This window comes from Kribbella sp. NPDC055071 (assembly GCF_053608045.1).
The window spans coordinates 91,093-109,366 of sequence record NZ_JBSGUS010000011.1; the positions used below are offsets into that span (position 1 = coordinate 91,093).

19 protein-coding genes are annotated in these 18,274 nt (G+C 66.9%); 7 read left to right on the plus strand and 12 right to left on the minus strand.

What is annotated here, in order from left to right:
* Positions 1 to 72: 72 nt before the first annotated feature.
* Positions 73 to 1,695, plus strand: coding sequence for a phosphomethylpyrimidine synthase ThiC (thiC, locus tag ACWF4Z_RS19560; RefSeq protein ID WP_452244494.1), 1,623 nt, complete (start codon positions 73 to 75; stop codon positions 1,693 to 1,695).
* On the opposite strand, the gene ACWF4Z_RS19565 is transcribed toward thiC, so the two are convergent.
* Together ACWF4Z_RS19565 and ACWF4Z_RS19570 are read right to left on the minus strand one after the other, a co-directional pair.
* On the minus strand, positions 1,674 to 2,657 hold the full coding sequence (locus ACWF4Z_RS19565; RefSeq protein WP_452244495.1) for an alpha/beta hydrolase: 984 nt from the start codon (positions 2,655 to 2,657) through the stop codon (positions 1,674 to 1,676). The two genes, thiC and ACWF4Z_RS19565, sit on opposite strands and share 22 nt — an antisense overlap.
* On the minus strand, positions 2,650 to 3,216 hold the full coding sequence (locus ACWF4Z_RS19570) for a PadR family transcriptional regulator (RefSeq protein ID WP_452244496.1): 567 nt from the start codon (positions 3,214 to 3,216) through the stop codon (positions 2,650 to 2,652). The genes ACWF4Z_RS19565 and ACWF4Z_RS19570 overlap by 8 nt, the downstream gene beginning before the upstream one ends.
* 246 nt (positions 3,217 to 3,462) lie before the next feature.
* Here ACWF4Z_RS19570 and ACWF4Z_RS19575 point away from each other — a divergent pair, with 246 nt between their 5' ends.
* On the plus strand, positions 3,463 to 4,062 hold the full coding sequence (locus tag ACWF4Z_RS19575; protein ID WP_452244497.1) for a transposase: 600 nt from the start codon (positions 3,463 to 3,465) through the stop codon (positions 4,060 to 4,062).
* Positions 4,059 to 4,613, plus strand: a complete 555-nt coding sequence (locus ACWF4Z_RS19580) for a hypothetical protein (RefSeq protein WP_452244498.1) — start codon at positions 4,059 to 4,061, stop codon at positions 4,611 to 4,613. Before ACWF4Z_RS19575 ends, ACWF4Z_RS19580 begins: the two co-directional genes overlap by 4 nt.
* On the opposite strand, the gene ACWF4Z_RS19585 is transcribed toward ACWF4Z_RS19580, so the two are convergent.
* Together ACWF4Z_RS19585 and ACWF4Z_RS19590 are read right to left on the minus strand one after the other, a co-directional pair.
* Positions 4,607 to 5,215: an RDD family protein gene (locus ACWF4Z_RS19585; RefSeq protein ID WP_452244499.1), complete on the minus strand. Its 609-nt coding sequence runs from the start codon at positions 5,213 to 5,215 to the stop codon at positions 4,607 to 4,609. The two genes, ACWF4Z_RS19580 and ACWF4Z_RS19585, sit on opposite strands and share 7 nt — an antisense overlap.
* 34 nt (positions 5,216 to 5,249) lie before the next feature.
* The gene (locus ACWF4Z_RS19590) at positions 5,250 to 6,002 is read right to left on the minus strand and encodes an RDD family protein (protein WP_452244500.1); all 753 of its coding nucleotides are present in this window, start codon (positions 6,000 to 6,002) and stop codon (positions 5,250 to 5,252) included.
* A 106-nt stretch (positions 6,003 to 6,108) separates the two neighbouring features.
* Between ACWF4Z_RS19590 and ACWF4Z_RS19595 the strand changes: the two genes are divergently transcribed.
* Complete coding sequence (locus ACWF4Z_RS19595; protein ID WP_452244501.1) at positions 6,109 to 6,552, plus strand: DUF2752 domain-containing protein; 444 nt, start codon at positions 6,109 to 6,111, stop codon at positions 6,550 to 6,552.
* A 47-nt stretch (positions 6,553 to 6,599) separates the two neighbouring features.
* On the opposite strand, the gene ACWF4Z_RS19600 is transcribed toward ACWF4Z_RS19595, so the two are convergent.
* A complete protein-coding gene (locus ACWF4Z_RS19600) occupies positions 6,600 to 7,244 on the minus strand; it encodes a DUF4190 domain-containing protein (RefSeq protein ID WP_452244502.1) in 645 nt (214 codons plus the stop codon).
* 105 nt (positions 7,245 to 7,349) lie between these two features.
* On the opposite strand from ACWF4Z_RS19600, the gene ACWF4Z_RS19605 reads away from it, so the two are divergent.
* On the plus strand, positions 7,350 to 7,985 hold the full coding sequence (locus tag ACWF4Z_RS19605) for a hypothetical protein (RefSeq protein WP_452244503.1): 636 nt from the start codon (positions 7,350 to 7,352) through the stop codon (positions 7,983 to 7,985).
* Between the two features lie 79 nt (positions 7,986 to 8,064).
* Here the strand turns inward: ACWF4Z_RS19605 and pstB are convergent, their stop codons facing one another.
* Genes pstB through pstC form a run of 3 tightly spaced genes read right to left on the minus strand, consistent with a single transcriptional unit; the run spans position 8,065 to position 10,814 of the window.
* A complete protein-coding gene (gene pstB, locus ACWF4Z_RS19610) occupies positions 8,065 to 8,841 on the minus strand; it encodes a phosphate ABC transporter ATP-binding protein PstB (protein ID WP_452244504.1) in 777 nt (258 codons plus the stop codon).
* A 21-nt stretch (positions 8,842 to 8,862) separates the two neighbouring features.
* Positions 8,863 to 9,783 (minus strand): phosphate ABC transporter permease PstA, encoded by a 921-nt coding sequence (gene pstA / locus ACWF4Z_RS19615; RefSeq protein ID WP_452244505.1) that lies wholly within the window; start codon positions 9,781 to 9,783, stop codon positions 8,863 to 8,865.
* Positions 9,780 to 10,814 carry a phosphate ABC transporter permease subunit PstC gene (gene pstC, locus ACWF4Z_RS19620; protein ID WP_452244658.1) on the minus strand — a complete coding sequence of 345 codons (1,035 nt, stop codon included), beginning with the start codon at positions 10,812 to 10,814 and terminating at the stop codon, positions 9,780 to 9,782. The genes pstA and pstC overlap by 4 nt, the downstream gene beginning before the upstream one ends.
* Positions 10,815 to 11,122: 308 nt before the next feature.
* Here pstC and ACWF4Z_RS19625 point away from each other — a divergent pair, with 308 nt between their 5' ends.
* Positions 11,123 to 11,335 carry a hypothetical protein gene (locus ACWF4Z_RS19625; protein ID WP_452244506.1) on the plus strand — a complete coding sequence of 71 codons (213 nt, stop codon included), beginning with the start codon at positions 11,123 to 11,125 and terminating at the stop codon, positions 11,333 to 11,335.
* Here the strand turns inward: ACWF4Z_RS19625 and pstS are convergent.
* From pstS to ACWF4Z_RS19645, 4 genes are all read right to left on the minus strand, one after another.
* Positions 11,328 to 12,440, minus strand: coding sequence for a phosphate ABC transporter substrate-binding protein PstS (gene pstS, locus ACWF4Z_RS19630; protein ID WP_452244507.1), 1,113 nt, complete (start codon positions 12,438 to 12,440; stop codon positions 11,328 to 11,330). The two genes, ACWF4Z_RS19625 and pstS, sit on opposite strands and share 8 nt — an antisense overlap.
* A 340-nt stretch (positions 12,441 to 12,780) precedes the next feature.
* A complete protein-coding gene (locus tag ACWF4Z_RS19635; protein ID WP_452244508.1) occupies positions 12,781 to 13,254 on the minus strand; it encodes a bifunctional nuclease family protein in 474 nt (157 codons plus the stop codon).
* A gap of 165 nt (positions 13,255 to 13,419) precedes the next feature.
* Positions 13,420 to 14,298, minus strand: a complete 879-nt coding sequence (locus ACWF4Z_RS19640) for an NUDIX hydrolase (protein ID WP_452244509.1) — start codon at positions 14,296 to 14,298, stop codon at positions 13,420 to 13,422.
* 9 nt (positions 14,299 to 14,307) lie between these two features.
* On the minus strand, positions 14,308 to 16,467 hold the full coding sequence (locus ACWF4Z_RS19645; protein ID WP_452244510.1) for an RNA degradosome polyphosphate kinase: 2,160 nt from the start codon (positions 16,465 to 16,467) through the stop codon (positions 14,308 to 14,310).
* 115 nt (positions 16,468 to 16,582) lie between these two features.
* Between ACWF4Z_RS19645 and ACWF4Z_RS19650 the strand changes: the two genes are divergently transcribed.
* Positions 16,583 to 17,638: an alpha/beta hydrolase gene (locus tag ACWF4Z_RS19650; protein ID WP_452244511.1), complete on the plus strand. Its 1,056-nt coding sequence runs from the start codon at positions 16,583 to 16,585 to the stop codon at positions 17,636 to 17,638.
* The last annotated feature ends 636 nt before the right edge of the window (positions 17,639 to 18,274 follow it).

The window sequence follows — 18,274 nt, forward strand, 5'->3', positions numbered from 1 at the left end:
GCGGCTGGTTTCGAACCGGCGCCGCCGACCGCCGAACCTGTCCGGGTAATTCCGGCGTAGGGAGCGCAACCTGTGACAACCATCGGCAACGACGTTCGACCGACTGTCACCACCGGGCCGATCTCCGGCTCGGAGAAGATCTACCGCGGCGAGCTGGGTGTCCCGGCGCGTCGTGTCCACCTCACCAACGGCGAGCACTTCGACCTCTACGACACGTCCGGTGTCTACACCGACGCATCGGCCGAGATCGACGTACAGGCCGGTCTGCCCGCACTCCGGCGGGACTGGATCCAGGCGCGCGAGCCACTGACCCAGCTGGCGCACGCGCGCGCCGGGACGATCACGGCGGAGATGAGGTACGTCGCCGTCCGGGAGGGCGTCGATCCGGAGTTCGTCCGGTCCGAGGTGGCCCGGGGCCGGGCGGTGATCCCGGCGAACCGGCGGCACCCGGAGAGCGAACCGATGATCATCGGGAAGAAGTTCCTGGTGAAGGTGAACGCGAACATCGGCAACTCGGCCGTGAGCAGCTCGATCGAGGAGGAGGTCGAGAAGCTCGTCTGGGCGACCCGCTGGGGCGCCGACACGGTGATGGACCTGTCCACCGGCAAGAACATCCATGCGACCCGGGAGTGGATCCTGCGGAACTCTCCCGTCCCGATCGGGACGGTTCCGCTGTACCAGGCTCTCGAAAAGGTGAAGGGTGATCCGGCCGATCTGTCGTGGGAGGTCTATCGCGACACGGTGATCGAGCAGTGCGAGCAAGGTGTCGACTACATGACCGTGCATGCCGGCGTGCTGCTGCGGTACGTGCCGCTGACGGCTCGGCGCGTGACCGGGATCGTGTCCCGTGGCGGTTCGATCATGGCCGCATGGTGCCTGGCACATCACCAGGAATCCTTCCTGTACACGCATTTCGCCGAGTTGTGCGAGATTCTCAAGGCGTACGACGTGACGTTCTCGCTCGGCGACGGATTGCGGCCGGGGTGCATCGCGGACGCGAACGACGCCGCCCAGTTCGCCGAACTGCGGACGCTCGGGGAGCTCACCCGGATCGCCTGGGAGCACGACGTCCAGGTGATGATCGAGGGTCCGGGACACGTGCCGATGGACAAGATCGCCGAGAACGTCCGGCTCGAGGAGGAGCTCTGCGGCGAAGCGCCGTTCTACACTTTGGGGCCGTTGGCAACTGATGTGGCGCCGGCCTACGACCACATCACGTCCGCGATCGGCGCGGCCCAGATCGGCTGGCTGGGTACGGCGATGCTCTGTTACGTCACGCCGAAGGAGCACCTCGGCCTACCGGATCGTGACGACGTGAAGACCGGGGTGATCACGTACAAGATCGCCGCCCACGCAGCTGATCTGGCCAAGGGACACCCGGGTGCGCAGGACTGGGACGACACGTTGTCCCAGGCAAGGTTCGAGTTCCGGTGGGAGGATCAGTTCAACCTCTCGCTGGATCCTGACACGGCCCGCTCCTTCCACGACGAGACGTTGCCGGCCGAGCCGGCCAAGACCGCACACTTCTGCTCGATGTGCGGGCCGAAGTTCTGCTCGATGCGGATCACCGCCGACATCCGGGCGTACGCCGACGAGCACGGCCTGAACACCACCGAGGCGATCGAGGCCGGCTTCGCCGAAATGTCCGATTCCTTCAAATCCAAAGGGAAGCTCTACCTGCCCTTGGCCGACTGACCCGCGGTGATCCACGCGCCGACCTGGCCGGCCGCGGCATTGAGCACACTGAGATGAGTAGCTCCCGGCAGGACCGTCACCGTCGAACGGGGCGCCTGCCGGGAGTACTCGGCGAGTTTCGTGGCATCGAAGACCTCGTCGTCCGCGCCGACCCAGACGCCCAGTGGTGCTTGGAGTGAGTGCAGATCGGCGGCGCTGTCGGCAGCGTTCTGGGCCAGCGCCATCGCGACTGTGTAGCGGTTGATCAGGTTGGACTCGCGCAGCTCGGCGGTGGAGTAGGCGAAGCCGAGCGCGACCGAGTGTTGGTCGAGTCGACCATGACTGATCGCGTTGACCACGAACGGGCGTTTGCAGATCGTGGCGAAATTGCTGCCCCTGGCAACCTTCTCGGTATCCGAGTGCAGCCCGTAGTCCGGCGCCAGGAACACGTAGCCCGCGATCGGGTCGTGGATCCGGCTCAGGCTGTTCAGGATCAGGCTCGCCCCGGCCGAATGCCCGCCGGCGAAGGTAGGCACCGTCGGCCACTTCTGGTGCACGAACTGGATGACATCGGCGGTGTCCTGCCAGACCTGCTGCTGTGATGGGGTATCGCCCCGCGGACCACCGGATGCGCCGTGGCCGCGGATATCGACCAGGTACGTCGCGATCTGGTACTTCCTGGTCAGCGCCTGCGCAAAGGGGTAGTAGCCGGCCAGACTGTTCGCGCCCGAGCCGTGGTAGAAGACGAGCGTGGCGACGGGATGCGCCGGGATCTGAGCGTAGTAAGCAAGGTGGACGCCGTCCGAAGCGGTGACGAAACCGGTCGGGTCGGTGCGGATGTCTTTGGTACCGTCGGATTTCAGCGCGCCGGTCGGTGGTGTCGGGAACGAACACGGCACCTTGGCCACGGCGACGCCGCCTCCGATCAGAGCCGCTATCACCGCAACCACGATGCCCAGGGCGACTTTCCGTTTCTTAACCACGACTGGCCCCTTCGATCAGTTCGTCGGCGCGGTCGCACCAGGTCAGCTCGGCCGCGGCCATCGCCAGCGTGTGCTCGCGGACCAGCCGCGCGGCGAGCAGATCGCCGGGCCGTCGCTTTCGCTGGACCGGATCCCAGTGCGCACCGGGGACGATCGCTTCCGCCTTGGCCTGCGAGGCTTTGGCCGCCTCACGGCGTTGCGCAACTAGTTGCCTGGTCACCTCGATACCGGCGTGGTCGCTGAAGAGCAGCTTGACCAGGTTCTCGTCGCGCCGTTGGGTCGGCTTCGGTGGCTCGCCGAGCCACTCACGCAGCGCCTCGGCACCATCGTCGGTCAGCCGCCAGACCAGGTCCTCGGTCTCGGCCGGCTCGATCAGGCCGGCCGCAGACAGCGCGTCGAGCTGTGCGTACAGCTGGCCGTAGCTGACGCCCCAGAAGTGGCCCGCGGAACGCTGCACGGCCTGCCGCAGCTGGTAGCCGTTGCGGGGGCTGAAGGCAAGGAAGCCGAGGATCGTCCAGGCGGTCGGAGTGAGCTTCGTATATCTGGCAGATATAGGCACGAGACCAGAGTACGCCGTTCGCGGCGGCCGATCGGGCAGAAGAATCGGCCCGAAATGCGCTGACGCTCGGTGAAGTCATGCGGTGAGTCGGGATGCCGACAGGCCTGGATCAGGCGGAGAATTGGGGGAATCGATGCCCTGGAGAGCGATCACTGGGAGTGATTGGGTGAACCGATTCAGGTTTTTTCCTTCACTCTACGTGAATAAGACTGTAGCCTTAACACGTTCGGAAGGAGGTGCAGGGCGATGGTCTTCGTTCTCACGGTAGATCAGCGCGGCAGCCGAAGCATGGGCGATCTCGTACCCGAGGTATTGAACTCCCTGAACCGCCGGCCGCGGCGGACCGGCTTGCTCCGCAAGTTCGAGCGGACCGCCGGCGACGAGGTGCAGGGCGTTCTGTCGGAGGCACGGGCCACGATCGACGTGATCGTCGAGCTGCTCCGCCTGGACAGCTGGTACGTCGGGCTCGGGGTCGGTGAGGTGACCGAGCCACTGCCGCGCAGCACCAGGGCCGGCGGTGGGCCCGCGTTCGTGTTCGCACGGGAGGCGGTGACGCGGGCCAAGTCGAGCCCCCACCACGTCAATGTGGTCGGCTCCGATCCACGGCTGGCCGAGCAGGTGGAGACGGTCCTGTGGCTGATGGCGTCGGTGCTACGACGTCGGAGCGACCGTGGCTGGGCTGTGGCCGATCTGCTGACCGAAGGACTCACCAGGCGGGAGATCGGCGTGAAGCTGGGGATCAGCCAATCGGCGGTGACACAGCGGGCGCAGGCCGCCGGGTTCGCCGAGGAACAACGTGGACGGGTGCTGGCGACCGAGTTGCTCGAGGCTGGGGTCGCTGCGTGACGGCACTCATCTTGTCGTTGACCGCTGCCGGTCTGATCCTCGCCGTCCTGGCGTGGGTTCCCAAGGCCGGCTCCAACCTCGAGATCGTGCTCAGTGCAGTCATGCTGGCCTGTCTGGTCGCAGTGGGCCTGCTGCTGCTGGCCGGCCACGGTGTGGTCGGCTGGCCCGAGCGCTGGTGGAACGTCCTGCTCCTGTTGTCGGGAGGACTCGCGCTGACCGGCGGTGGGCCGCTGACGACGTCTGTGCTCGCGTTGGTGGACCGTGGCAACACCAGGGCTCAATCGACGCAGAAGGCTGGTGAGGTGCTGCGTGGTGGCGCGCTGATCGGATCGCTCGAACGGGCCGCGATCTTCGCCGCTCTGGTCTCGGGCTGGCCGGAAGGCATCGCCGTGGTCCTGGCGATCAAGGGACTCGCCCGCTACCCCGAGCTACGCAGTCCGGACCAGCCCGCCTCGGTCACCCCGCAGGCCGTCGCCGAGCGCTTCATCATCGGCACCTTCACCAGTGTGCTCTGGGCGGTGACCTGCGCCGCCTTCCTCAAGTCTCACTGAGGATCAGCGCGGATGACGACGTCGTTGACGATCTTGTCGTGCCAGGTCTGCGACTTCTCGTCCCAGAGCGGCCAGAGCACGTTCAGGATGCAGAACTGGTTGAACAGCCAGGCGAGCAGCTCACGGCCCAGAGTCGCTCCCACGCCGATCAATTGACCAGTCTGCGCGTGTACGACCCGAAGGCCGGTCAGCTTCTTGCCGAACGACTGGCCGGTGCGGCCCTGCTGGATCACTCGGCTCCAGACCCACAACAGGAACGTGAGCAGGAACCCGACCCCCATGGACGCTCCGCCCCGCGGTCCGAGCTCGTCACTGTCGCCGTCGAGGGCCAGCGCCACGATGATCCCGATGAACCACGGGATCGCGACGATCAGGTAGTCCAGGACGTAGGCCCCGACCCGGATCGGCCAGCTGGCCAGCTCCCCGGGCGGCGCGTAGCCATAGCCGTAGCCGCCCTGGCCGGGAGCAGCTTGCTCGTAAGGGTTGTAGCCCTGTGGCGGATACTGACCGGGCTGACCCGGTGGGAACTGGGGTTGATAGCCGGGGTGCCCCGGCTGACCAGGTGGTTGCTGCGGTTGGCCGTCGTACGGAGGGGTGGTCACCTGCGGTCCTTCCTGGTGCAGCCGGGGACCGACGTCAGAGCTTGATGACGTAGGTGTTCATGATCTTGTCGGCGAACGTCTGTCGCTTCTCGTCCCACAGCGGCCACAGGTACCCGATGTCGCAGGCTGCGCCGTCGAGGAAGTGGCAGAGCTGGCGTACGAACGTCTTGCCTGCGCCGATCGGCTGACCGGTGTCGGCGCCGACCAGCTTCAGGCCGAGGACCTGCTTGCCCACGGTCTGGCCGGTGCTGCCCTGGCGGATGATGATGTTCCAGATCGCCAGACCGATGGCGGCCAGATAGAAAACGATGCCGATGATGGCGAGAGCCGAGCTGTTGGTGCTGGCGAGCGCAGCGCCGAGTGCGAACGGCACGCCGATGATCAGGAAGTCGATCAGGTACCCGCCGACCCGGTTCGGCCAGGCGGCGAGGTTGTCGGGGATCGGCGCCGTGCCGTAGCCAGGCTGCCCGTACGGCTGACCGTAGCCGGGCTGCTGCCCGTACTGACCAGGCTGCTGGCCATATCCCGGCTGCTGCTGCCCGTACTGCGGCTGCTGGCCGTAACCCGGCTGCTCGCCATAACCGGGCTGCTGCTGCCCATAGCCAGGCTGTTGCCCGTATCCCGGCTGTTGCTGGCCGCCGTAGCCGGGCTGCTGCTGCGGCTGCCCGTACTGGCCCGGCTGCTGCCCAGGCTGGCCGTACGGACCAGGCTGCTGCGGCTGGCCGTATTGACCCGGCTGCTGTGGGTCCTGCGGGCCGTAACCCGGCGGTGGCGTCGGAGAGCTCACGACGATCCCTTCTAAATGATGTGCGTTGAGGAGTGGGTTGCAGGCTAGTGCTGCGACGGCTCAGACCTGGCAGCGGATCCCAGGTGTTGAGAGTTACCGTGGTGCGGTGAGCCTTTCGCTGAGCGTCGTACTCCGGCCGACCGGTCCGGTCCAGCCACTGGACCGGCGAGTGTGGGGCCTGACCGCGGTGGGAGTGGGCGGGTTCGGGCTGGCCGCCGTCTACCAACTGTCGGGAAGCCACCACATCGGCCTTCCGTGCATCCTGCACGCGACCACCGGGCTGAACTGTCCACTCTGCGGATCGACCCGGATGGCAGCCGCCTTGCTGCGCGGCGACCTGGACGCCGCATGGCACTTCAACCCGGTCGTCCTGGTCCTCGGACCGCTTGTCGGGGTTGCCGTCGGCTACCAAGTCCTTGCCTGGGCGCTCGAGTCCGCCCGCGTGATTCGCCTGCCCCGCCTGACGATGAGCCGGCGGATGGTCGACTGGCTGACGTACGCCGTCATCGCCCTGCTCATCGTGTACGGCGTCGCCCGCAACCTCAACTGACTCGTCGCCGGGGCCTGGTCCAGGCGCCCGGCGACGATTGCGGTCCGTCAGGTGTTGATCGTGCCGGTGAGGTAGAGGATCCCGCTGATCACGATCGACACGATGCCGCCGATCCAGGCCACCTTCGCCAGCGTGTCCGACTGGCCCTGCTCACGGTATTTGCCCTGAGCAATCAGGCCGAGCACGATCGCGGCCGGGCTGCAGCAGAACCAGCAGACGATGCCGATGATCGACAGCACCTGCGGTGTGCTGCTCTGCGGGGCGGCGCCGCCGTACCCGTAGCTGCCGGGCTGGCCGGCGTACTGCCCGCCGTACGCGCCGGGCTGCTGCTGACCGTAGTCCCCGGGCTGCTGGCCGTACTGGCCAGGCTGCTGCTGCCCATAGCCAGGCTGTTGCCCGTATCCAGGCTGTTGCCCGTAGCCGGGCTGCTGTTGCCCGTACGGGTCCGGTTGGCCCGTCTGGCCCGGATACCCAGGCTGGCCGTACCCAGGCGGCTGCTGTTGCCCGTAGCCGGGCTGCTGACCGTACCCAGGCTGGCCGTACTGGCCCGGCTCAGGGGCCGGCTGGTCGTACGGACTGGATTGGCCAGGCTGACCGTATTGGCTGGGCGGCTGCTGTCCCGGGGTCTCGGGGGTGTCCTGCGGCCGGTCCTGGTCGTTCTGGTCGTCGCCCGGAGGCGTCGGAGTGCTCACCGCGGTTCCCTTCTGAGAACGTCGAGGAATCCCCGCAGGCTATCTTTTCCACAGGTCGACGGTCACCTCTCCGCGCCGGATCCCCAGACACCCTAGGCTGAGCAGGTGACCGAGACCCCTCAGCCGCCGTCCGATCCACGCCCTGATGATTCATCGGGGGCGTCATCGGCCGAGCCCACCCGTCATCTGCCGGCGCAGTACGACCCCCCGGCGCAGTTTCCGCCGCCGCCGATCTACGAGGCCGCCCCGGCGCCGCAGCCCGGTCCGTACAACCCGCCACCCGGGCAGTACGGTCAGCCTCCGGCCCAGTACCAGCCGCCGGCCGGATCGTTCCTGCCGCCCACCAGTGGGCCCCCTCAGCCGGTGCAAGGCCTGCCCATGCAGGCGTTGCCGACCGGTCCGGTGCTCGTGACCGTCGGCGACATCTCGGTCGAGCAGTTCCGGATCGTGACGCCCGCGGGCGTGCTGCCGACCCAGGGGACGAACTGGTCGGCGATGGACATGACGCGGACCGAGGAGAAGATCCCTGCCTGGGCGATCATCCTGGCCATCGCCTTCGCGCTGGCCTGCCTGCTCGGCCTGTTGTTCCTGCTCTGCAAGGAGAAGAAGACGACCGGCTTCGTCCAGATCACCGTGCAGAACGGTAACCGCACGCACAACACCCACGTCGGGGTGAGCTCACCGCGCGAGGTCGCCGAGGTGCTTGCCCGGGTCAACTTCGCCCGGACCCTCTGCATCTGAACGGCTTTCGGCCACAAACACCACCGGCCGCCGCGACCGAACTGATCACGGCGGCCGGTGAATTCCGGCGTACGACGACTTAACCGAAGCGGCCGGTGATGTAGTCCTCGGTGGCCTTCTCGGTCGGGTTCGAGAAGATCTGCTTGGTCGGCGCCATCTCGATCAGCCGGCCGGGCTTGCCGGTCGCGGCCAGGTTGAAGAAGGCGGTCTGGTCGGAGACGCGGGCCGCCTGCTGCATGTTGTGCGTGACGATGACGACGGTGAACTGGTCCTTCAGCTTCTCGATCAGGTCCTCGATCGCGAGCGTCGAGATCGGGTCGAGGGCCGAGCACGGCTCGTCCATCAGGATCACCTCGGGCTCGACCGCGATCGCCCGGGCGATGCACAGCCGCTGCTGCTGACCACCGGACAGACCCGCGCCCGGCTTGTCGAGACGGTCCTTGACCTCGTTCCACAGGTTCGCGCCGTGCAGGGACCGCTCGACCACCTCGGTGAGCTTCTTGCGGTCCTTGACGCCGTTCAGCTTCAGGCCGGACGCGACGTTGTCGAAGATCGACATCGTCGGGAACGGGTTCGGCCGCTGGAACACCATGCCGACCACGCGGCGCACAGCGACCGGGTCGATCCCGGCGCCGTACAGGTCCTGCTGGTCCAGCAGCACCTTGCCCTCGACGCGGGCGCCGGGGATGACCTCGTGCATGCGGTTCAGGGTCCGCAGGAACGTCGACTTGCCGCAACCGGACGGGCCGATGAACGCCGTGACCGAGCGAGGCTCGACCGTCATCGACACATCCTCGACGGCCTTGAAGTTGCCGTAATAGACGTTGAGGCCGCTGACCTCGATGCGCTTTGCCATATCGACTCAGTACCTCTCTGACTACTTCGAGTTGATCTTGCTGAACCGGGCGATCAGCCGGGCCAGGATGTTGAGGACAAGAACGAGCAGGATCAGTGTCAGCGCCGCCGCCCAGACCCGGTCGGCCGCGTTGGGCAGGGCCAGCTCGGTCCGGTCCTGATTGATCATCGTCGGCAACGCACCCATGAATCCAGAGAACGGGTTCAGGTTGATGTTCTTGGAGTAGCCGACCAGGATCAGCAGCGGCGCGGTCTCACCCATCACGCGGGCCAGGCCGAGCATGACGCCGGTGATGATTCCGCCGAAGGCCGTCGGCACGACCACCTTCAGGATCGTCTTCCACTTCGGCACACCGAGCGCGTACGACGCCTCGCGTAACTCGTCCGGTACGAGTTTGAGCATCTCCTCCGTCGACCGCAGGACGACGGGAAGCATCAGCAGTACCAGCGCGAGCGAGACCGCGAACCCGACGCGATTGAAGCCGAGGATCGTAATCCAGACCGCGTAGATGAACAGCGCGGCGACGATCGACGGAACACCGGTGAGGATGTCGATCATGAAGCTGACCACCTTGGCGGCCCGCGTGCCCTTGCCGTACTCGACCAGGTAGACCGCGCCGAGGATGGCGATCGGCACCGCGATGACGGTGGTGATCAGCGCCATGATCAGCGTGCCCATGATCGCGTGGTAGGCGCCACCGCCCGCGCGGCGGACGGTGATACCGCGCTGCGACTCGCTCCACCAGTTCGCGTCCAGCAGCAGGTGGTAGCCCTTGCCGATCACGGTGGCGAGGATCCAGATCAGCGGGATCATCGCGAGAATGAAGGCGAACACGATCAGCACAGTGGCCAGCGTGTTCTTGAAGGCCCGGCTGCCCGACTTCCCGGACAGGTCGAGGGCCTGACCGTCGTACGCCGGTTTGTTGGCGGTAACTGTGGTCATGACGTCGCTCCCCCTTCAGGTGCCGCGGCGGACGCACTCGGGGTGGGCTTCCGGCGGGTCTTCTTACCGCCGGGACCGCTGCGGTCGACGATGATCCGGGCCGCGGAGTTGACCAGGAACGTCACCACGAACAGCACCAGGCCGGCCGCGATGTAGGCGCCGGTCTTCTCCGGCGAATCGAACTCGGCGGCGTTGTTGGCGATCTTCGACGCGAACGTCTCGCCACCGGCGAAGATCGAGGGGTTCCACGGGTCGTTGCCGTTCGGCACCGACAGGATGATCAGGACCGCGACGGTCTCACCGAGCGCGCGGCCGAGGCCCAGCATCGACGCGCTGACCACACCGGAACGCCCGTACGGCAGGACCGACAGCTGGATCATCTCCCAGCGGGTCGCGCCGAGCGCGAGCGCGCCCTCGCGGTGCGAGATCGGTGTCTGCGCGAAGATCTCGCGGCTGATCGCGGTGACGACCGGAAGGATCATGATCGCCAGCACCACCGAGGCGGTGAAGACCACGCCGATGTTGTCGCCCGGCGGCTTCTCGAACAGCGGGATCCAGCCGAGCGCGGCCGAGATGCCGTTGATGACCGGGTGCAGGATCGGAGCGAAGAACAGGATGCCCCACAGGCCGTACACGATCGACGGTACGGCGGCTAGCAGGTCGACGGCGTACGCGACCGGTTGGGCCACCGCCTTGGGTGCGTAGTAGGTGACGAACAGCGCCACCCCGATCGCGACCGGGACCGCGATGAGCATCGCGATGATCGAGCTGATCACGGTGGTGTAGAACAGCGCCGCGATACCGAACCGCGGCTGGTCGCCACCGGGCTCCCAGATCCGGGAGAACAGGAAGTTCGACTTGTCGTCGAGCAGCGACGGAATCGCCAGCGCCAGCAGGAAGATGCCGACGAACGCGACGATCAGGATCACCAGGCCGCCGGATCCGCGGGCCAGGCCACCGAACAGCCGGTCACCGAGGTGGCCGACCGGGCCGAGGTTGAGCGCCTTGCCTTTCGCGTCGGCCGTCGCCACCGCGGCCGCGGGCTGGCCGGCGTCGTGCTGGCCGGCGTCGTGCTCGGCGGCCTGGTGCTCGGTGGTCAGGCCGCCGAAGCTTCGCAGGCCCGGTGCGGAGGTCTCGTCGACGAGATCCTCGATCCTGGGTTCTTCCTGGCCGGCCGGGCCCGCCGTGCTCGCTGCCGGATTCGCCTCCGGGTCCGCGGCCACCTGGTCCGCGGTCGGGGTACCGGCGTTCGCCTGGTCCGGGGTGTTGGCCGTCGCCGCGTCGGCGGCGGTGCCGTCCGGCCGGTCGGGCGGTTCCGTGCCGTCTGGACTACTCATCGATGGTGCTCCAAGCGCCTGGGTCGTGTGGTCAGGTCTGCTTCACGGTCTGCGTCGGCCCGATCCACCGGGCTCCGGTCGGGTCGCTCGCGGTCCGTTCCGGTTCCGACGAGGCGAAGCCCCGGCCGTCCTCCGAAGACTCGGGACCGGCCGGGGCTCGCATCATTGCTTCTTCACACTGCTTCGTCGGTCAGTTGATCGACGACTTCAGCTGATCGCCTGGATGGCGGCGTCAACCTTGGTCTGGATCTCGGCCGGAAGCGGCGCGTAGTTCAGATCGGTCAGCGACGACTGGCCGTCCTTGCTGACGAAGTAGCTCAGGAAGCTCTTCACCAGCGCGGTCTTCTCGGCCGGCAGGCCCTTGGTGCAGGCAACCTCGTAGGTGACCAGGATGATCGGGTACGCACCCGCGGCCTTGGTCGCGTAGTCCAGCTTCAGGGCCAGGTCGGTCCCGGTGCCGGCCGGCTGCGCCGCAGCCAGAGCCTTACCCGCGGACTCGGCGGACAGCTCCACCGGCGTGCCCGAGCCGTTGTCGATCGAGGCGACGGTCAGCTTGTTGTCCACCGCGTACGACCACTCGACGTAGGTGATCGAGTTCTTGGTCGACTTCACGCCTTCGGCGACACCGGCCGACTTCTCCTTGCCGGCGCCCGTGCCGGTCCACTTCTTGGCCGGCTCGCCGGTCCAGGCGCCGCCGCCGGCGGCCTTGAGGTACTTGGCGAAGTTCTCGGTGGTACCGGACTCGTCGGACCGGAAGAAGACCGAGATCGGGGCCGACGGGAAGGTGACGCCCGGGTTCAGCTTGGTGATCGCCGGGTCGTTCCAGGTCTTGATGGTGCCCTGGAAGATCTTCGCGGCGGTCGGGCCGTCGAGGACGAACTTGGAGACGCCGTCGACGTTGATCGCGATCGCGACCGGGCCGATGACCATCGGCAGGTCGATGGCCGGGTTGTTCGCGCAGCGCTTGGTGGCCGCGGTCATCTCGTCCGGCTTCAGGGCCGAGTCCGAACCGGCGAAGTCGACCTGCGCCGCGTTGAACTGCTTGATGCCCGCACCGGAACCGGTCGGGTTGTAGTTCACCGTGACGTCGGCGCACTTCTCGTTGTACTTGCTGATGACTTCGTCGATGGCGTTCTTCTGCGCCGAGGAGCCCTCAGCGTTCAGGGTGCCCTGCGGGCAGTCGGCACCGGCCGAGGACGACGTGCCCCCGGGGCTCGAGGAACCTGACGGCTCCGGGTCACTGCCACAGGCGCTCAGAGCGAGGACGCCGAGGGATGCCACGGCGACAGAGCCGACGCGGAGCAGACGATTGACGGACACGAGAATGTTGCCCTTCTACGGGGATCAGACATCTGAACTTCCACAGACGGTAGGGAGAACAGGTGACCGACCGGCCCGCGAGGGGTGAACGAGCGGTGAACGATTCCGATAGCGTGTGCGACGTCTGGCGTGCCTAAAGGCGGCCAACAGGTGAACTGAGTTAAGAGCCGTGACGCTCGGTGGCCACAAGACCACATTCGCTCACGTTTTGGTAACGCTGAGCGCATTCTCCCCCGAGACCCTCGCCACGCCGTAGTAGATCACCACGCCCGCGGCACTGCGATACATGGTGCCGAATGGTTATCTGCGCCGGCCGAAACCGAGGTGTCGGCCGGGATCGTCAGCTGGAGAAATCCTCTGGAGCGACGCCGTCGAGGAACTTACGGAAGCGTTCCAGCTCGGCCTGTTCCTCCTCGGGGGTGGCGACGCCGGCCTCGAGGAGTACTTGTTCGGTGCAACGGATCGGCGTACCGAGTCTGACGGCCAGGGCGACCGAGTCGCTCGGCCGGGCCGAGACACGGACCCCGTTGGCGAGCACGAGCTCGGCGTAGAAGACGGCGTCGCGCAGCTCGACGATCTCGACCGCCTCGATATGTACGTCGAACGCCTGGATCAGATCACGCATCAGGTCATGGGTCAGCGGCCGCGACGGGCGCAGCCCCTGTTCCTCGTAAGCGATCGCGGTCGCCTCGACCGAACCGATCGAGATCGGCAGATAGCGGTAGCCCTCGGTCTCGCGCAGCATCATCACGGGGGCCCGGTTGGGCGATTCCATCCGGATCCCGATCAGTGTCAGTTCTCGCATCATCGTCATGGTGCGCCCGAACCTCTCCTCAGACCCGCGCCCGGTGGGACGCCGGGTTCCTCGGTAGGAACATACCCGTCACACCCAGTGTCACCCGGACACGCCCACGGCTGTGCCTGGATCGTCACCGACCCGTGCTTGTAGCGCATCCTTCGTGTGTCCTAGGGAGCCTTTTCACGGCGGGCCGAAGCGCTCATGGACGATGCGGCCGTCAGCCAGCCGGTGCGCGACGAGAAACGCGCCAGTGGCGAACTTGCCCACCTTGAGCCCCAACTCCCGGGACAACGCGGGCAGAACCGGACGGTGCGAGCACACCACGGTCACCCGGCCCGGAGCCCACGCCTTCTCGGACAGTCCACGCAGGTTGTCCGGATCCGCGTCGTACCCGCGTTCCGAGATCTCTGGCCACAGGTGGATGTGTCGCTTGATCGAGGCGGCGTACGGCGCGATCGTGGCGACGCACCGCTCCGCGTCACTGCTGATCAACCGGTTGACGCCGAGAGCCGCCAGTACGCCGGTCAACCGCTCGGCAACCGCCGTACCGGCATCGGTGAGCGGACGGTCCGTGTCTTTGCCGTCCCACTCCTTCCGCTTCACCGCCTCTGCGTGCCGCACCACGACGAGTGTGGAGATCACCGGGATCGTGGGGTCCAGAGCGTCAAGAATGTCCACATCACGCGGATAGCTCAGTTTCACGCGCGCTTTGTCCACAGCGAGCCAGGTCACCTCGTCGACCTCGTCGTTCGGCGTGAAGCCGATCTCGTCGACCGGTACGGCGGACCAGTAGTGGACGAGCTTCTGCGCCGTACTGCCGTTCCTGCGGACCGGATAGCGCTGCACACCGAGCGCTGGGCCGAGCACGACCCGCTGGCCGGTCTCTTCCTCGATCTCTCGCCGCGCGGCGAGCAATATGTGCTCGTGCGCGGTCAGCTTGCCCTTCGGCAGGGACCAGTCGTCGTAGCGGGGCCGGTGCACCAACAGCACCTGCCGGGTCCCGCGACGCTCCCGCCACACAACCCCACCCGCGGCGATGACGGTCGCCGGGACACTCATGAATTCACCCTACGTAATGGGTTCCGCTATCCTGCGCCGCCCCAGGGTGGCGATGAGTTTCTCCTGCAGGTCGCGCAGCGGCTGGCCGTCCTCACCGGTCAACCTGGCCTGCCAGGTGTCGTCCGGCTGCAGCCACCACGAACCGGTGCCGTCGTCCATGGCCTGGTCGAACAGGTCGCTCAGCTCGGTGACGTGGTCGGGCTCCTTCAGATGCACCAACACCTCGACGCGGCGGTCCAGGTTCCGGTGCATCAGATCGGCCGAACCGATCCACACCTCCGGCTCACCGCCGTTCTCGAACATGAACACCCGGCTGTGCTCGAGGAACCGGCCCAGGATGCTGCGGACCCGGATGTTCTCCGAGAGGCCCGGTACGCCGGGCCGGATCGTGCAGATGCCCCGGATCCACAGCTCGACAGGTACGCCGACCTGTGAGGCTCGGTACAGCGCATCCGACAGAGCCTCGTCGACCAGGCTGTTCACCTTGATCCGGACACGTGCCGGGCGACCGGCCAGGTGGTGCTCCACCTCACGGTCGATCCGCTCGACGAGCCCCCGCCGTACCGACTGGGGTGCGACCAGGATCCGGCGGTAACCGGCGCTGCGGCCGAAGCCGGAGAGGTGGTTGAACAGCAGCGCGACGTCCTCGGTGACCACCTTGTCGCTGGTGAGCAGGCCGAGGTCCTCGTAGAGCCGGGCGGTCTTGGGGTGGTAGTTGCCGGTGCCGATGTGCGCGTAGCGGCGCAGTCCGTCCGGCTCGTCGCGAACCACCAGCGAGAGCTTGCAGTGGGTCTTCAGGCCGATCACGCCGTACACGACGTGACAACCGGCGTGCTCGAGCTGCCGAGCCCACTTGATGTTGGCCTGCTCGTCGAAGCGGGCCTGGATCTCCACCAGCACCAGCACCTGCTTGCCGGCCTCGGCGGCGTCGATCAGCGCGTCGACGATGGGCGAGTCGCCGGACGTGCGGTACAGCGTCTGCTTGATCGCCAGCACGTGCGGATCGGCGGCGGCCTGCTCGATGAACCGCTGCACACTCGTCGAGAACGAGTCGTACGGGTGGTGGACCAGCACGTCGCGCTGCTTGAGCGCGTGGAACATGTCCGCCGGGTTGGCCGTCTCGACCTCGGACAGGTGCGGGTGGGTCGACGGGACGAACGCCGGGTACTTCAACTCCGCCCGGTCCAGGCTCGCGATCGTGAACAGGCCACGCAGGTCCAGCGGGCCCGGCAGCTCGAACACCTCGGCCTCGGTGACGCCCAGCTCGGACAGCAGCAGCGCCTTCACCTGCGGGTCGATCGACTCCTCGACCTCGAGCCGGACCGGCGGACCGAATCGGCGGCGCAGCAGCTCCTTCTCGAGCGCGGCCAGCAGGTTCTCGGCGTCGTCTTCCTCGACCTCGAGGTCCTCGTTGCGGGTCACCCGGAACGTGTGGTTCTGCGTGACCTCCATGCCCGGGAACAACTGGCCGAGGTGGGTCGCGATGACGTCCTCGAGTGGGACGAACCGGCCCTCGGCGACCCGCACGAACCGCGGCAGCAGCGGCGGCACCTTCACCCGGGCGAAGTGCTCGCCGCCGGTGTCGGGGTTGCGGACCACGACGGCCAGGTTGAGGCTGAGGCCCGAGATGTACGGGAACGGGTGCGACGGGTCGACCGCGAGTGGCGTCAACACCGGGAAGACCCGGTCCCGGAAGAACCGGGTCATCTCCTCGCGCTCGGTGTGCTCCAGCTCGTCCCAGCGCAGGATGTCGATGCCTTGCTCGGTCAATGCCGGCTGGACGACCTTGCGCCAGGTCTCGGCCTGTCGATCCATCAGCTCCCGGCTGCGGGCCAGGCTCCGGTCCAGGACTTCGCGGGGGAGGAGGCCGCTGGCCGCACGAACGGCGACACCCGCGGCGATACGGCGCTTCAGACCGGCGATCCGGACCATGTAGAACTCGTCCAAGTTGCTGGCGAAAATGGCCAGGAACTTCGCCCGCTCGAGCAGCGGGATCCGATCGTTCTCGGCCAGTTCCAGGACGCGCTGGTTGAACGCGAGCCAACTCAGCTCGCGATCGGAGAAACGGTCCGCCGGGAGGTCGCCCGCCGCCGCGATGTCGTACGGCGGCTCGACGTCGTACTCCCGGTTATGGGACGCCAGCAAGTCTCCAGCCACGTCCACCAGCATCCCATCCTTTGGTGAATGCCGGGTAGCCATCCGCCGATTGGCGGTGTGACATTTCCGTTGCCTCGGCGTCGGCATCACAGTCCCGGTTGGTCGTGGGTTGCTAGCGTCACTCCTTGTGAACCCACGACTGGACACGGTGCTCCGTGGCGCGGTGAACGCCGTACAGGCGAATGCGCTGACCCCGCTGTACGCGTTACCCATCGCCGTACGGCGACGACTGGCCGGCAAGCCGATCCAGATCGACGGCAACACCCTCGACCCGGAGATCCAGCTGCTCGTCCGGGCGGAAGGGTTGTTGCCGACCACAACGAAGTCCGACGCGGCGACGGCTCGTGCGCACATGACGTCGTTGACCCGGTGGATCTCTGGTCCCGTGATCGAGCTACAGCGTGTGACTGAGCTCACCGTGCATGGCGCTGACGGTCAGCTCGGCGCGCGGCTGTACGTCCCGCGGGATGCGGGTCGCGGCTTGCTGGTGTTCTTCCACGGCGGCGGCTGGGTTGTGGGGGATCTCGACACGCACGACGCGCTGTGCCGCTCGCTCGCGTCCGATGCCGGCATTCGCGTGCTGTCCGTCGACTACCGGCTCGCCCCCGAAGCGCCCGCGCCGACCGCGGCCGAGGACGCGATCGCTGCGTTCACCTGGGCCGTCGACCACGCCGAGGACCTAGGCGTTGATCCCGCACTGGTCGCAATCGGCGGCGACAGCGCCGGCGGCAACCTGGCGGCCGTCGTCGCCCAACAGGCCGTACGCCGCAAGCTCCCGCAACCCGCGCTCCAGGTCCTCCTGTACCCCGCTCTGGACCTGGTTGGCCGCCGCCCCAGCCGAGACCTCTTCGCCGAAGGCTTCTTCCTCACCGAGAACGACATCATCTGGTTCCGCGACCACTACACCCCGGACCCCACCATCCGCCCCGACCCGATCGTCTCGCCCTTGAGAGCCGAAGACCTCACCGGCCTCTGCCCCACCTACCTCTCCACCGCCGGCTTCGACCCCCTCCGAGACGAAGGCAACGAATACGCCACCCGCCTGTCCGCCGCCGGCAACGCCCTGACCCACACCCCCCACCCCTCCCTGACCCACGGCCACGCCAACCTCCTGACCCTCCCCGGCGAAACCCGCCAAGCCCACAACCACCTCACCGCCCACCTGAGATCAGTCCTGCACTAAGAGCAAGAGAAAGCCCAGAAAACGGAGGGTTATTCAGAAATCCTCAAAGAAGAAGAGCGGGGAGGGTGATTCAGAAGTTCTGAAGACCCGGAGCAAAGAACAAGAGTAAGAACGTTAAAAAGGCAGAAAAGAGAAAATAGAGAGGGTACTGGGTGCCTGGCGGGCTGGGTGCGTCGGTGCGGGCGGTTGGTGGTCGGCGGGTCAGAGACGTGCCGGCATCGAGTCGTGGATCGCGGTCGGCCAGACACACGCCACCACGCCACAATCCACGACTCGAACCACCCAGCAGGCACGCAAGGCATCCGCACCCCGGGCTGCAGGACCGCTCACTCAGCGACTGGTCTTCGACAGCCCCGATCCCTCACGCACCGCGGTCATCGCATTCCCGACACGCCAACCACAGGCCGCCCGCACCTACGCACCCAGCCCGCCACGCGCCCAGCCACTCTATCTCTTCTCTCCCTGTCCTTCCTTTCTCTTGCTTTCTTCTGTGAGGGGTTCTGAATAACCCTCCAGGGAAGCAACAAAGGGACGTGAATGCCAAGGAAAGAATAAAGATAGAGAAAATAGAGGACTAGCTGCCTGGCTGAGGTCGGCATCGGCGCGACCGTCAGCACCTGCGCGGACTGCCGGTGC

Bases quoted from the DNA above. Each gene is read 5' to 3' on its own strand.
- ACWF4Z_RS19645 (WP_452244510.1), bottom strand. From the start codon at position 16,467: ATGCTGGTGGACGTGGCTGGAGACTTGCTGGCGTCCCATAACCGGGAG.
- ACWF4Z_RS19635 (WP_452244508.1), bottom strand. From the start codon at position 13,254: ATGACGATGATGCGAGAACTGACACTGATCGGGATCCGGATGGAATCG.
- ACWF4Z_RS19625 (WP_452244506.1), top strand. From the start codon at position 11,123: ATGGTGCTCCAAGCGCCTGGGTCGTGTGGTCAGGTCTGCTTCACGGTC.
- pstB (WP_452244504.1), bottom strand. From the start codon at position 8,841: ATGGCAAAGCGCATCGAGGTCAGCGGCCTCAACGTCTATTACGGCAAC.
- pstA (WP_452244505.1), bottom strand. From the start codon at position 9,783: ATGACCACAGTTACCGCCAACAAACCGGCGTACGACGGTCAGGCCCTC.
- ACWF4Z_RS19575 (WP_452244497.1), top strand. From the start codon at position 3,463: ATGGTCTTCGTTCTCACGGTAGATCAGCGCGGCAGCCGAAGCATGGGC.
- ACWF4Z_RS19640 (WP_452244509.1), bottom strand. From the start codon at position 14,298: ATGAGTGTCCCGGCGACCGTCATCGCCGCGGGTGGGGTTGTGTGGCGG.